This window comes from Rothia amarae, assembly GCF_014705945.2.
In the GTDB taxonomy this organism is placed as follows: Bacteria; Actinomycetota; Actinomycetes; order Actinomycetales; family Micrococcaceae; genus Rothia; species Rothia amarae.
On sequence record NZ_CP061538.1, the window covers coordinates 2,148,479 to 2,162,611 of the forward strand.

General features: G+C 51.3%; 13 protein-coding genes. 4 read left to right on the forward strand and 9 right to left on the reverse strand.

Annotated features, from left to right (window positions below; all coding sequences use genetic code 11):
- Positions 1-38 precede the first annotated feature (38 nt).
- From IDM48_RS10060 to IDM48_RS10080, 5 genes are all read right to left on the reverse strand, one after another.
- Positions 39-1,172: a trans-sulfuration enzyme family protein gene (locus IDM48_RS10060; protein WP_068172600.1), complete on the reverse strand. Its 1,134-nt coding sequence runs from the start codon at positions 1,170-1,172 to the stop codon at positions 39-41.
- A gap of 430 nt (positions 1,173-1,602) precedes the next feature.
- A complete protein-coding gene (locus IDM48_RS10065) occupies positions 1,603-2,604 on the reverse strand; it encodes an NlpC/P60 family protein (RefSeq protein WP_068172603.1) in 1,002 nt (333 codons plus the stop codon).
- A gap of 366 nt (positions 2,605-2,970) precedes the next feature.
- Entirely contained in the window at positions 2,971-3,414 is a 444-nt protein-coding gene (locus IDM48_RS10070; RefSeq protein ID WP_190617247.1) for a CoA-binding protein, read from the reverse strand.
- Between the two features lie 200 nt (positions 3,415-3,614).
- Positions 3,615-4,811 (reverse strand): RNase H family protein, encoded by a 1,197-nt coding sequence (locus IDM48_RS10075; RefSeq protein WP_068172605.1) that lies wholly within the window; start codon positions 4,809-4,811, stop codon positions 3,615-3,617.
- Between the two features lie 39 nt (positions 4,812-4,850).
- Entirely contained in the window at positions 4,851-5,933 is a 1,083-nt protein-coding gene (locus IDM48_RS10080) for an ATP-binding protein (protein ID WP_190617249.1), read from the reverse strand.
- Between the two features lie 220 nt (positions 5,934-6,153).
- Between IDM48_RS10080 and IDM48_RS10085 the strand changes: the two genes are divergently transcribed.
- Both IDM48_RS10085 and IDM48_RS10090 read left to right on the forward strand, forming a co-directional pair.
- A complete protein-coding gene (locus IDM48_RS10085; RefSeq protein ID WP_068172611.1) occupies positions 6,154-6,441 on the forward strand; it encodes a putative quinol monooxygenase in 288 nt (95 codons plus the stop codon).
- 9 nt (positions 6,442-6,450) lie between these two features.
- The gene (locus IDM48_RS10090) at positions 6,451-6,741 is read left to right on the forward strand and encodes a putative quinol monooxygenase (RefSeq protein WP_190617250.1); all 291 of its coding nucleotides are present in this window, start codon (positions 6,451-6,453) and stop codon (positions 6,739-6,741) included.
- 130 nt (positions 6,742-6,871) lie between these two features.
- Here the strand turns inward: IDM48_RS10090 and IDM48_RS10095 are convergent, their stop codons facing one another.
- The 4 genes from IDM48_RS10095 to IDM48_RS10110 all read right to left on the reverse strand — a co-directional run bounded on the left by IDM48_RS10095 (position 6,872) and on the right by IDM48_RS10110 (position 11,522).
- Complete coding sequence (locus tag IDM48_RS10095; protein WP_190617251.1) at positions 6,872-7,330, reverse strand: hypothetical protein; 459 nt, start codon at positions 7,328-7,330, stop codon at positions 6,872-6,874.
- Positions 7,331-7,378: 48 nt separating this feature from the next.
- Positions 7,379-7,918 carry a GNAT family N-acetyltransferase gene (locus IDM48_RS10100; protein ID WP_190617252.1) on the reverse strand — a complete coding sequence of 180 codons (540 nt, stop codon included), beginning with the start codon at positions 7,916-7,918 and terminating at the stop codon, positions 7,379-7,381.
- Positions 7,919-7,928: 10 nt separating this feature from the next.
- Positions 7,929-9,776, reverse strand: a complete 1,848-nt coding sequence (gene ilvD, locus IDM48_RS10105) for a dihydroxy-acid dehydratase (RefSeq protein WP_190617253.1) — start codon at positions 9,774-9,776, stop codon at positions 7,929-7,931.
- A 198-nt stretch (positions 9,777-9,974) separates the two neighbouring features.
- Positions 9,975-11,522: an amino acid permease gene (locus tag IDM48_RS10110; RefSeq protein ID WP_420803874.1), complete on the reverse strand. Its 1,548-nt coding sequence runs from the start codon at positions 11,520-11,522 to the stop codon at positions 9,975-9,977.
- A 464-nt stretch (positions 11,523-11,986) separates the two neighbouring features.
- Here IDM48_RS10110 and IDM48_RS10115 point away from each other — a divergent pair, with 464 nt between their 5' ends.
- Positions 11,987-13,189, forward strand: a complete 1,203-nt coding sequence (locus tag IDM48_RS10115; protein ID WP_190617254.1) for a cobalamin-independent methionine synthase II family protein — start codon at positions 11,987-11,989, stop codon at positions 13,187-13,189.
- A 183-nt stretch (positions 13,190-13,372) separates the two neighbouring features.
- The gene (treR, locus tag IDM48_RS10120; RefSeq protein WP_202939875.1) at positions 13,373-14,083 is read left to right on the forward strand and encodes a trehalose operon repressor; all 711 of its coding nucleotides are present in this window, start codon (positions 13,373-13,375) and stop codon (positions 14,081-14,083) included.
- The last annotated feature ends 50 nt before the right edge of the window (positions 14,084-14,133 follow it).

Consider the following 14,133-nt stretch of genomic DNA (forward strand, 5'->3'; position numbering starts at 1 on the left):
TCTTTCTTCCAAAAAGTAGCTAGGTCTATATCTTACGGTTAGGCGGCGTCTAGAGCGGTCGTGATGTCTTTTTCCAAGTCAGCAATATCTTCGATACCTACGGCAACACGGATAAGACCCTTTTCAACAGCAAATTCTTCCAGGTGCTCTGGAGTATAAGCGCCCTGAGTCATGGTGGCAGGCAGGCAAATCAGGGATTCGATGCCGCCCAGGCTCACGGCAAACCCGAAAACCTTGAGCGAGTCCAAGAATGCTTTGATGTTTTTGCCTTCTTTGAGTGTGAAGGAGAAGAGTGCGCCAATACCTTTTGCCTGGCGTGCCTGAATTTCGGCGTCGCTCTCATTGTAAGAGCCAGCGAAAAGTACCTTTTCTACGGAAGGGTGGTTCTGCACTACTTCAATGATGCGTCGAGCATTTTCTTGCTGGCGATCCATACGCAAAGCGAGAGTCTTGATGTCTTGTAGCAAGCGGTAGGAATCAATTGGTGAGAGCACTCCACCGGAGATAAGCTGCGCCTTCCATAACTGCTCTGCCAGCTCAGGGTTATTGGTGGATGCCACACCGCCCAGAAGATCCCCGTGGCCCGCCAGGTACTTCGTAGCGGACTGAACCGTAATATCTGCACCGAGTTCTAGAGGGCGCTGCAGGTAGGGAGTGAGAAAAGTATTATCTACAACGACGATGGCACCGTTCCGGTGGGCAATTTCGGAAATCTTAGCAATATCCGAGACCTTCAACGTGGGGTTAGCCGGGGTTTCCAAGAAGACCATGGTGGTCTTTTCGTCAAAGTCATCATCAGAAAGAGTAGAAAAATCTCCGATAAACTTTGCGCTTGCCCCACGCTTGGGCAGTTCGATGGTGGCGAAACGGTAATTACCACCGTAATTGGGCATGCCCAAAAGGATGTTCTCCCCTGCCTGGACAAGACCCATAGCTGCTTGGGTGGCAGCCATACCTGTGGCATAGACAAATGAGTGCTCTGCGCCCTCAATGTTCGCTAGGGTCTTCTCCACCTGAGTACGAGTGGGGTTACCTCCACGCTGGTATTCGAATTCTCCCTCGGTGCCGTCGGTCGGCTGGGTGAAAGTCGAGGCAAGGTAGATGGGAGGAACAATAGCGTTCTTCTCTACGTCTTCAATAGAGTGAATTGCAGTGGTGGTAAATCCTGACACTGATGTTTGCTCGCTTTCGAGTGGAGAAAATATCTTTAGAAAACGAGACTATACCCTGCTTTCTGTTTTGGACCCTCTTTTAATTGCTGATAGCGGTACGAGCGAGATTTCAGTAATGAAACGTCATAAACCTCTCTAAAAATACATTACATGTAAAGCAATTAAAGATATTTCCGCCACAGTGAAACTACTTTCTGACGGGGCGACGTCCCCCGCAGATGCAAAAATGGTAAACCAACCTTAGCGAGACACTAGAAAGTACACCGTTGCGGCAAAAATGCAACCTTAAACATGTATTTTTACCGCAACGGTGTACTTTTGTTGGAACCGCTTCACGGCGCCTCAATTTCGCTCCTACAAGATCTAGAGCAAACAAAAAGGGCGCCACCGGTTGGTGACGCCCTCGCCCGCTATACGGGAAGAAATCTATTTAGCCGTTGTATACGCTAGGTGAGATGAAGATGGGGGCTGAGCCAGTAGGCAGGTTCACGGAGAATACCGAGGTGCCCATGCCGTTCCAGCCGCCGTGTACTGCCTGGCCGTTACCGATATACAGTGCAACGTGCGAGGAGCCGAAACCGTTGGACTGGTAGTAAATGATGTCGCCAGGCTGTGCCTGAGACTGGCTCACGATGGTGCCGAGGCTCTGGTAATCTGCGGGCCAGCCGTGGAAGTTTACTCCAATAGCTGCCAATGAGTTAGATACCAATGCGGTGCAGTCAGTCTGAGCGTTTACAGATGCAGCCTGCTTTGCAGCGGCAACAACAGCATTACGCTTGGCGCTGTTGGTTGCAACGCTCAAAGTAGGAGCGCTGTTCTGCTGAGACTTGTGAGCTGCAGGCTTGGACTGGGTAGCAGCTTTGGCAACGGGTGCTACAGGCACTGCAGTGTTTGCTGAGGGTGTTGCAGATGCCGAAGTGCTAGGAGCAGCGGGTGCTGCCTGCTCGGTTGCTACCGACGTAGCAGTCTCAGCTGACTGAGGTGTAGCAGATGCGCTGCTTGCAGGTGCAGGAGCTGATTTTTCAGCCTGAGGAGCCTGAGTAGACTCAACGGTTGCTCCTGCAGTTGAAAGCTTCTGAGCTTCTGCCTTTTCTGCTTTCTGAGCAGTTTCGGCGGCAGCCTTTTCAGCAGCTTGGCGGTCAGCTTCAGCCTTTTCGGCTGCGGCAATTTTTGCTTCTGCTGCATGCTGTTCTGCGGCTGCTTTCTTCGCAGCAGCTTCTGCCTTGAGATCAACAGAAGGAACAACCACCTTGGGCGCACCCAGGGTTGAGATGAGAGAATTCTGAGACAGTTCGAATGCTGCAAGAGTTGCTTCACTCTGAGGAGCGACGGTAGGAGCGCTCTCTGATGAGTTTGCGGTTGCTACGGTTGCTGAGGTCAGGACGACGCCGGAGATAAGTACACCTGCTACGCCAACTGAGAATGAACGCACTTTGAGCCTTTCGAAATGTGTATGAAACAAGCCAGGTTACCCCGGCGATGCTCACCAGTAATTTGGAGAGTTGCTGATGGCACGCTGGTTAGCTTATAACGATTTGGTAACAAAATATATAGATTCGTTATAAACAGACAGCGCAAAACAGCCCACAAATACACTTTCGAAAGGTATCCAGTTATACCCACTTGCCGTTACGCACTTCACTTTTGAAAGAAGGTGGCTGACATTTACCCTAATAATCCCAGGGAAATATTTAAGAAAGTTTACTTATTTTATTTTGGGTTTCATCAGCTGTCGTTATACCCCCATTTCGTCAAAAATTTTTGGGACCGGGCAAAATATCTCATGTCATAAAGTGAGTTACTGTCGCAAAGCCGCGTGTTCAATCTTCACGCACCGATTCATGACTACATTCAGTCCGGCGTCCTGAGCCAAGTAAGCGGCGTCCTCATTCCACAAGCCTAACTGAATCCAGACTGTGCGAGCGCCCACCTCTATAGCTTCTTGCACAACCCCAGGGAGGTCTTCAGAGCGGCGAAAAATATCTACCATGTCTGGCGCCTGAGGTAGGTCAGCCAGCGAGGCATAGACCGTTTGCCCCAGAACCTCTTTACCTTCTGCAGCAAGCAGGGGATTAACAAAGTAAAGGGTGTAGGAAGAAGACTCTTGTAGATAGGACGCGACCCCATAGGACGGGCGAGCGGGTTTGTCGCTCATGCCCACAATGGCGATAGTGCGGGTAGTGCGCAAAATGTCCTGACGCTGTAGGACGGTGGGCGCCACCCAGGTACATTCTTCAGTCACGAAAAGTTCCTACTCCCTAAATATCTAGAGACTTATTCATAAGGTAGTCGCAGATATCCGCCCGCCCAGCACAGCGTGAGGCAGGCTGGCCGGGTCTGGCGTGAATCGCCCCTCTGAGCGCTAGCGAAGCGGACGAGAGGGATCGCTTGCCGAAGCTGTGTTGGGCGGAAGGTACAACTCGTACCTGATGAATAAACCTCCTACTTCCACAGTCTGTTTCTTGTATGAATCACTGAGGGGCGAATCTGCGACCACTCTGGGCAGGGTAAACGTACCGCTTTAGGACAACCTGCCAGCGCAGTGATAATAGATTCGCAACGACGGTTGAATTCCATCACGTTACATTTTTCGACCACTTGGCCCGGGAAATGGCGGTGCATCTTAGACACAGAATCAGAGGATTCTTGGAGACCGTGTCCGGTGTGCCCTGGCACGTGTTTAACGATGACGCGTCGTTCACGAATAGCCTCGGTCAGCTCGGTCATTTCTTCTACAACTTGGAGGTTCTGCGCACCTTCTTCTACCCAGTGTTCAAATGACCAGCGGTTATGCGCCAAACGGAGCACGAACGTCAAAGCACCTAAAGAATCGGTATGGATGATGAGCCGCCGTCCGCCGTGGTAGAAAATGTGGAATGCCGCCAGCATGGCAGAGAGTTCGCCGGTCATAATGTTGGTGGCGTCGTAGTGGGCGTGAAAGTAGAAGCCGTCTTCGCTCACACCGCCAATGCCCATGCGCCCGCCGCGAGCAAACTTTTTATTGTTCGTCGAGCGGTAAGAGCAATCGGTGAATACTCGGTATTCGGTGAGCTTCTCTACCGGGCGCAAAGCCACCTCGGCTTCCATGCGCTGATGGGCTAGTCGGGATGCTTCTTCAATATAGTGCGGAAGAAGATCACCGGCGGGAGTTCCCACTAGTTTCACATGTTGCTCCCCAAGGGAATGTGACTCATAAGGGTTTAATACCTTATCGATGGAGCGGTACTCCATGATGTCTTTCAATGAACCAAACTGGCGGAACAATAATTTGAGATCGTGCCTATCCGCAGCCACGGTAATCAAATTCTGCTTATATTCCTGAGGAATAAGTTCCCAGGCCCGCAAGATTGCACGCCCCAGCATCGCTACGTGAACGTCATCGCACGATTCTAAAAGAGAATGCGCACAGGACTCCGTAATCGGCTGAGTCTCAATCACTTCACGATCGCCGTTTTCACGGGATATGAAAATCATGGCTGACAGTCCGGCGTAACACTTACCTTTTGCTTTCACCGACTCCATCATGACTGCAACCACTGCCACACCGATATCTACGAAACCGGCAGGATAGCTTGACGTGTAGTCGGGAGCCTCCCACGTGAGAGTAGTGCGTTTAATTTGTGCTGGTGTAATACTCATTGTTCTTCCACCTCCTTTTCTCTGTGTAATTGTTTATCCTTAAAAACTATTGAAACTATCTTCAGCTCTTCGAACTGATAGCGCGCGAAGATATTCACGCAAGTGCGGAATGGCGAAAGTGACCTTGCCGTAGGATGCAGAACGAATAATCTGCGACTCCAACAGTCGATTGCGGTACACCCCCGCGTACTGCGGGTTTTTGCCCAAACGAGCGGAAATATCGCTCATTTTAGAGGGGCTCTCATCCTGCGCCATTGCCTCCAAGAAGGCTCGATCCCCTGCTGAGAGTTTAGACAACAGCGGTTCGAGGACGGACGCGCCCAGCTTCTCTTGGGCAGAAGCGATACCGCTGACGACTTCAGCTTCTGAGAGTTCCCCTTGCGCCTGCTGACGTAACGCTTCCGCTACCAGGTACACCATGTAGGGGTGCCCCTTAGTAGCAAGACATGCGCGAGAGAGCAAAGATTCGCTGAGCGAATCATGGCGGATAGCCGGGCATGATTCTAGAGCTTGCCGCAAGACGCTTTCCGTTTGCTCGCGCGTCAAAGCACACACGTCAAAGCGCAGGGGCGAGCCAAGGGGCAACATAACCGACGATTCCAGTATCTCTCGCATCTCCGCCGTCCTACCGGCCATCAGAAGTTGTACCGGTAAGCCCTTTTTCTGGGCGTGTACCAGTGCCTCCACAAGATTTTCTAGGCGAGGTAGGCAAGAGCGGTCTACTGCATCCAAGGTCAAGAGTAACCCCGTGCCCTTTAAGCGCAGAACCTCCGCGAGAGATTCCACCTGTGCTGCGAGGGACTCCTTCCCGAAGGATTCCTGTCCCTGCCCTTGATCCGTCAGCGATTCGTGCAACGCAGGAAAATAAGTGCCCCGCATGCGATCGCTGAGACCTTTCAACGGAATATCTGAAACAACACGCCACCCAGCATTGCGGGCAACACTTTCACACGCTTTCAGCAAAGTGGTCTTTCCAATACCTGCTGAACCAGAAATAACCGTGAAGTTGCTGGAGTTAGTTTCGTGGAGAAGCGACGTAAACGCGGCAAGCTGGGATTCCCTGCCCACCAAGCTGGCGGCGAGAGAACCCTGCTCCTGTTGAGTTTGTTGCGCGTTCGTCATCGCTCTCCTTAAAAAACCTTTATATCTTTTATATCTTTTATATCTTGGGGGTTCAAGGTTAGACGACATTCTTCCCCTCTCAGAGGATTACCACCTGCCCCACAAACACGCCACTGCCCACCCTTTGATACATCTCTCGCCCTTTGATATATTTCTCGCTCTGCTAAACCCTCCAGTGATAGCGTGAACTCGATATATTTTCTAACCATCAAGGAGCACCGTGATAGGCGTATTTGCGCGAGCAACCGTCAAGCCTGGGCACAGTGGGCCGTTCGAAGAACTCTCTCGAAAACTCCACCAAAAATCCCTCTCTGAAGACGGCGTCATCAGCTACAACTTTGGCCCTATGAAGGGTGAAGGCTCGGAGAACGAATTCGCATTCTTAGAACGCTGGGAATCCATCGAAGCACTCGAAGCACACATGGAAACCGAGCATTATAAAGAGGCCGACGAAACCTGCCAGGAACATCTGGCAGAACCTATGCAAATCAGCATTTTTGAGATTTAGGAGTCACTCATGATCGGCGTTATTGCTAAAGCCTCCGTCAACTCTGAAGCCGTTGAAGCGTTCGAAAAATCCGCGCAGCAACTAGTCGACACAACCCGCGCGCAGGATGCCGGGTGCCTTAGCTACGACTTCGGCGCCATCGTCGAAGAAGGGAGCGAAGGCGAGTACGCCTTTTTAGAGCGCTGGGAAAGTCAAGAAGCACTCGATGCACACTCCAACTCAGTTCATTTCAAAGAAGCAATGAGTGAGTGGGAGAAGTACCTCTCTGAGCCTCTTGAGGTACGCACCTACGAATTCTAGGTAGAGCTTATCGGTTCGACGACGAGCCACCGACGTTGAAAACACACAGTCTTCCCGCTGACACAGCTTTTTAACTGTGGTTGTGGGAAGACCGTGTGTTTTTAGTTTCTATGCTGGGCTATCGGGCTACTTATGAATGAGTCTCGACGCGCGGATTGTTCTTCCGCAGCTTCCACCAGGTGAAGTAGTACAGCGCGCCAAGAGCTATATAGATAACCGCTTTGGCAAGATTCCAACCGTTAAAGTTGCTGAGGAGGGAGTTCAACAAGCTGCCCGTCAAAAGCAACCCAATGAAGACCGCGGCCGGAACTAAGAATCCCGCTAAGAAATATAGAGCCAGGATAAACGCCGCCGTGGGACGTCCAGTCATCTGCCACCAAGGTCGCGGTGCAGGAGTTTCACCCTCCGCGCGGAATATGCGTGTGAGACCGTAGATACAAACCGCAACCACGGTTACATAAATAAATTCGGAGATATCTTCTGCCCCATCAGGGAACAGAGTAGAGAGAAGCATATTCAGGATGAGTCCCCCGATAAACCACCCCGCCAGAATGACTCCGCATTTCGCATAAGGATCGTAGATTCGCATGGTTCTCCTCTAGATATTCCCCGGACTCAGACCATAAGTTACTTCTATTTAGTCAGTTGCAAGACGCGCGTAGACTGCCATATCGCGCAGTTCTCCCCGCAGGTTTTCGCCTGCTCGTGCGACACCCTCAAAAGTGCATCCGGCCGATTCAGCAACATGGCGCGATGCCGGGTTAGCCACAGCAGCTTTGACCTCAACTCGATGGACACCCTGATCAAAGGCGTATTGCATTGCCAGCTTCAAAGCGCGCGTCTGCAGTCCTTTACCGCGAGCCCACGGGGAAGTGTTATACCCCACCGACACCGCAGGGATATCCTCGTCAATCAGGCGAAGCTCAATAGAACCGCAATAGCGACCGTCGAACTCCTCACCCGTTATTGCCCAGCGCGTGAGGTCTTCTGGCTTTTGGGCGTAGCTTTCTGCCATGTCGCGAGTGTACTCCAGCGGGACCTGCGTGAACTGGCGCATGCGGGAGTCGGTAGAGCTGGCAAAAATATCGTCTACATCCTCAGCGCGAAAAGGGCGCAGAGTGACAACGCCGTCGGTCAGCTCGGCAACGGGCAGCGGCCAGAAAAGTTCTTCAGCCATAAGGGTTCTCCTAGCGATACTCTTCGGGTAGCACTCGCACGCCGCCTTTGTCCGCCGAAGATGCCATCATCGCGTACGCCTTCAGCGCTTTCGAGACTTCACGTTCCCGGGGCTTAGTGGGCTTCCACGGCAGCGGACCCTTGGCTTCACGGCGGGACTGCAACTCTTCATCGGATACATTGACGCGCAGGATTCGATGGGTTACATCGATCTCGATTTCGTCACCGGTCTGTACCAGCCCAATGGCACCGCCAGATGCCGCCTCGGGGGAAATGTGCCCAATCGAGATACCCGAGGTTCCGCCCGAAAAACGCCCATCGGTAATCAGTGCGCAGGTTTTACCAAGACCCAGACCTTTTAGGTACGAAGTGGGGTAGAGCATCTCCTGCATGCCCGGCCCCCCCTTGGGACCTTCGTACTGGATGACGACGACGTCGCCCTCTTTCACATTCTTCGACAGAATCTCGAACACGGCTTCATCTTGAGATTCCACCACAAATGCCTTGCCCTTGAAGTGGAACAGCTCAGGGTCGATGCCAGCAGATTTGATGATTGCTCCATCTTCAGCAATGTTTCCACGCAAAACCGCCAGACCGCCATCGGCAGTGTAGGCGTGCTTAACAGAGCGGATGCAACCGTTTTCGGCGTCCTTCTCTAATGACTCGTATTTATTGGCGGTAGAGAACGCCTGGGTGGTACGTACCCCGCCGGGTGCTGCTAAGAAGAGTTCTTGCGCTTCTGCACTGGGATTTTCTGAACGAATGTCCCAGGTATTCAACCATTCTTCGAGCGAATTTGAGTGCACTGAATGGACGTTCTTATTCAGCAAACCGGCACGGTCCAACTCACCAAGCAGCGCAGGGATACCGCCTGCGCGGTGGACGTGCTCAATGTGGTATTTGGTGGAGTTGGGAGCGACCTTAGCAAGGCAAGGAACGCGACGGGAAACAGCATCAATATCTTCCAGCGTGAAGTCGCACTCTGCTTCGTTAGCAATTGCCAGAATATGCAAAACGGTATTGGTGGAACCACCCATGGCAACGTCTAAAGCCATTGCGTTTTCGAAGGCTTCTTTAGTGGCGATGGATCGGGGCAACACCGAATCGTCGTCATTCTTGTAATAGCGGTTTGCCAGCTCAACAATGGTACGACCAGCATTTTCGAAGAGGGCTTTACGAGCAATCTGAGTTGCCAGCGTGGTTCCGTTACCCGGCAGAGCTAAACCAATGGCTTCATTGAGGCAGTTCATGGAATTAGCGGTAAACATGCCAGAGCAGGATCCACAGGTGGGGCAAGCATTCTTCTCAATTTGAGCTAGCTGGGCATCAGAGACCGATTCATCCACAGCCATTGCCATAGCATCCACCAGATCTAGGCGATGCTCAACGACACCCTCAATACCTTCACCAGATTCCATAGGTCCGCCGGATACGAAGATAGTAGGAATGTTCAACCGCATAGCCGCCAGCAACATACCGGGGGTAATTTTGTCGCAGTTAGAGATACACACCAGAGCATCAGCCCGGTGAGCGTTGACCATATACTCCACTGAATCTGCAATGAGGTCACGAGAAGGCAAGGAATAGAGCATTCCATCATGCCCCATTGCGATGCCATCATCGACCGCAATCGTATTGAATTCCTTAGCTACACCGCCGGCGTCTGCAATCGCCTGACTCACCAGCTGACCCATATCTTTCAAGTGGACATGGCCGGGCACAAATTGAGTGAACGAGTTAGCCACAGCGATAATCGGCTTACCAAAATCGTCGTCCCCCATACCTGTGGCCCGCCACAGCGCACGAGCTCCTGCCATATTTCGACCGTGAGTAGATGTGCGTGAACGCAGTTCAGGCATGAGTTCCTCCTAGTAGGCGACTTTTCAAGTCAGTTTACGCTTTTGCAACGAGCGTCCCCATATTCAGGTGAGCGGTTCCACGATATGAACAGATTTTCACACTGTCTCACCCTTTTTCTAATTCCTAGAATGTAAATAGACGACGCTCGGGCAGTGCCCGAGTGTCGTCTATTTAGTCTCTAAAGAATCAGAAAAGATTTACTTTTCAGTGTGATTCTGACGGACGCTGCCGCCCTTATTGTCCTTATAGGCAGCAGTTGCAGGACGGTCAGCAATGATGGGGCTAATACCTGTGTAACCCTGGCGTTCAGCCGCAATAGCAAGAACGTTCTTACGCACGACGAACCATCCAATCACCAGCAAAGGAATCACGATAATGAGTGAGCCCAAAGTAAAAGTACCTACGGGGTAATCGAAACCAATCAGCACCAATACGCCTGCAAGGAACACTAGAACAATCCAGTCTGTAAAAGGTGCACCAGGCATTCGGTAAGCAGGTCGGGTGTAAACGCCCTGTTTGCTGAGCGAAACAAACTTCATGTGCGAAAGCACAATAGTTGCCCAGCTAGAAATGATACCCAGCGAAGCAATGTTCAACACGATTTCAAAAGCTTCCTTGGGAACAAAGTAGTTTAGAACGACCCCGAGAAAAGCTACACAAGCAGTCAGCAGAATACCCCCGTAAGGAACACCATTGGTGGACACGCGCTGAGCGAATCGAGGAGCCGAGCCAGCTACGGACATGGAATGCAGGATACGACCAGTGGAGTACAAGCCGGCGTTCAAAGAAGACAGCGCAGCGGTAATAACAACCAGTTCCATGATGGGAGCTGCATAGTCCACCCCAATATGAGAGAAGAAGGTCACGAAAGGTGACTCATCAGCAGAGTAAGCAGTGTAAGGCAACAGAAGGGTCAACAGAAGAACCGAACCAACATAGAAGATAGCGACACGGAAAATTACCGTGTTAATCGCCTTAGGAATTACCTTACGAGCATCCTGGGTTTCGCCGGCAGTAGTGCCGACCAATTCAATAGCTGCGTAGGCAAAGACAACACCCTGCATAATAACAAGAGCTGGAACAATACCGTTGGGGAAGAAACCACCATTATTGGCAATGAGATGGAAGCCGGTTTCTGATCCTGTAGGAGTACCAAAAATAACGAAGTAACAACCCACCAGCAAGAAGATAACCAGTGCGGTGACCTTCACCAAAGCGAACCAGAATTCAAGTTCACCGAACACCTTCACCGAAATCAAGTTCAGGGACACCACCAGGAAAATCACGATAAACGCAATCAGCCACTGGGGAATACCCGCAATAAATTCGCTGTACTGACCAAACCACTTCACGTAAATCGCGATAGCAGTGGAGTCAACAATCGACGTCATTGCCCAGTTAATCCAGTAAAACCAACCCGAAACGTAAGCTGCTTTTTCACCGTAGAACTCACGGGCATACGAGACGAAAGAGCCAGAGGATGGACGGTGGACGACCAGCTCACCCATCGCACGAAGTATGAGGTAGGCGATGATGCCACACAGCAAGTAATCCAAGGCAAGGGCTGGACCTGCTTTTTCAAGACGCCCGCCAGCGCCCAAGAATAAACCAGTACCTATAGAACCGCCAATAGCAATCATCTGAATCTGGCGAGAGCCTAGACCCTTGTGAAATCCGGTTTGTTCTTCTTGAAAAACGCTCGGATCATGCGTGCCTTTAGGCACGTGATTAGTTTTCTCAACCACTCGGAGCCCCCCTGTGTAAGAAAATATGAGAATCATGGATAAAACAGAAAAGAACCAAAGATATTCTCCCGTCAGGAGACGAGCATCTTGAGGTATGGGCGACCGAGGCACATTTCAAACCATCAAGCGCCTTGGACTGATTCACCATGCTCAACGAAGTTGTACGAGGGGAAACGTTACATCAGTTTTTGTTACGCAACCGTTCTATTTTTCGCTGTCACTGAATAATTTTTTTGTGATGTTGGGAAGAACAAATCTGCCGGGCGGCATCATATTTACGTTCCTTCACATGTTCAAATATTTCTTCTTAAGCAATATTTCTACTTCGTATCGACTCAAATTGTCATAGTGCTGAAACACAGAAATATGCGGTGAAAAACCTGGAATAGCTTGGAAGAACATAGGTCGAAGCGGTTTGCTGGAGAGAAGCCTTTAACCCAATGTATTTACTTCAAGGAGATTCCATGGCAGAAAACACTACCTGTATTCAGACCACTCACGTGGGCTCACTCCCCCGCAGCGAACGCCTGCAGAAAGCCAATCGCCAACGGCAAGAAGGAACACTTGCCGAGATTGATTTTCAGAAAATTCTGGCGGAAGAAGTGCAGAACGTTGTGACCCAGCAGGTAGAGGTCGGCATCGACATCGTCAACGACGGTGAGTACGGGCACGCGATGGCCCAAGCCGTTGATTACGGTGCATGGTGGCACTATTCGTTTGCCCGCACAGGAGGACTCGAACTCATTGAAGAAGGTAATCCGGTCAATGAAGTTTTCCGTTCCACCCCCGGCAATCTGAAATACACCACTTTTGGCGATCGTCGGGACTGGACTAAATTCCACGATTTTTATGCCACTGAATTAGATCTCGGAAACGACCCAGATCGGTCGTTCCCTGTAGCAACCTCAGCGATTTCTTATGTTGGGCAGGATGCCGTTGCCTCCGACACCGCCAACCTCAATACAGCCATTCAGGCAGTGGGTGCGCAGGAGGGATTCGTGGCAGCGCTTTCTCCCGGGTCCGCCGCACGCGTAGGAAATAAGCACTACGCCAGCGACAAAGAATTTATCTTCGCTTGGGCGGATGTCTTGAAAGAAGAATACAAGGCGATTATCGACGCCGGTCTAACCGTTCAAATTGATGACCCCTCCATCGCCGAAGGCTGGGACCAGATCAATCCCGAGCCGTCCGTCAGCGACTACCTGAACTTTATTCAGACCTCCGTGGACGCCCTTAACTATGCGCTGGAAGATTTGCCCCAGGACAAAATCCGCTTCCACCTGTGCTGGGGTTCGTGGCACGGCCCCCACACCACAGATCTCGAATTCAAGCACCTGGCAAAGACCCTGCTATCTATCAACGCTTCGGCATATTCGTTTGAGGCGGCCAACGCCCGCCATGCCCACGAGTGGAAAGAATGGGAAAAGATTGAACTCCCTGCCGGCAAAGTTATCCTACCCGGCGTGGTTTCGCACTCCACCAACGTCGTCGAGCACCCCGAACTCGTTGCCCAGCGCATTGAGCAGTTCGCCTCGGTAGTGGGTAAAGAAAATGTGATTGCTTCTACCGACTGCGGTTTGGGTGGGCGTATTCACCCTGATATTGCCTGGGCAAAGCTACGCTCACTCGGTGAGGGCGCTAAAATCGCGTCCGAGCGTCTGTTCTAATTTAAAAATCCCAGTTAAGGGGACAGATTAAAGCGCCTGACTCAGCTTCTTGCGACGTCAGGCGCTTTTCTTCGTTGTATAAAGAATCATCTCCCGTAGAAAACCTGTCCGTACACCCTTATGATTAACCTGTACGGGCATGTCTACTTTTCATTGACGGCCTACAACAACACAAGGAACACAGTGGGCAAATACGAACGCGTCTATCAAGACCTCTCCTCCAAAATCGACGATGGCACCTACCCCGTAGGTTCGCTCCTTCCCAGCGAAAAACAACTCACCGAAAACTACTCCGTTTCGCGTGAAACCGCTCGTAAGGCGCTAGCGCTCCTGACTGACCGCGGATACATTCAAAAAATTATGGGTAAAGGCTCCGTGGTAATCAGCCACTCCCAGTACGCTCTGCCCGTCTCCTCTTTGGTGAGCTACAAAGAGTTTGCTCATGCAGTAGGCGCATCAACCCGTAGCGAACTCATTGATTTTTCGGAAACTTTGCTTCCCTTAGCCTCTTTCAAATCCTTAGCGAAGGATCTTCAGTCCGAAGAAACCATCGCGGTTACCCGTTTGCGTTTCTTCGACAACGAACCAGCAATTATTGACCGGGACTACATTCTCAAATCAGTAGTTCCGTCTATTCCGCAAGAAGCCGCCGAGACCTCACTCTTCGAATACTTCGAAAACACCCTCGGGCTTTCCATTGCTTACTCTTCTAAGCAAATCAAAGTAGAACCAGCTCAGGAAAGCGACCGCAAGCTCATGCATCTTGCCAAAGGTGAATACGTTGCAGTCACCACCTCGGTGACCAGCTTGGAAGACACCACAGCCTTCCTCTTCACCGAATCCCGCCACCGCGCAGATAAATTTATCTACCAAGATTTCGCACGACGCCGCTAGGCGCCGCGCAGCTCACCGGATTCGCACGGTGAGACGAGTTGCAGACCTCT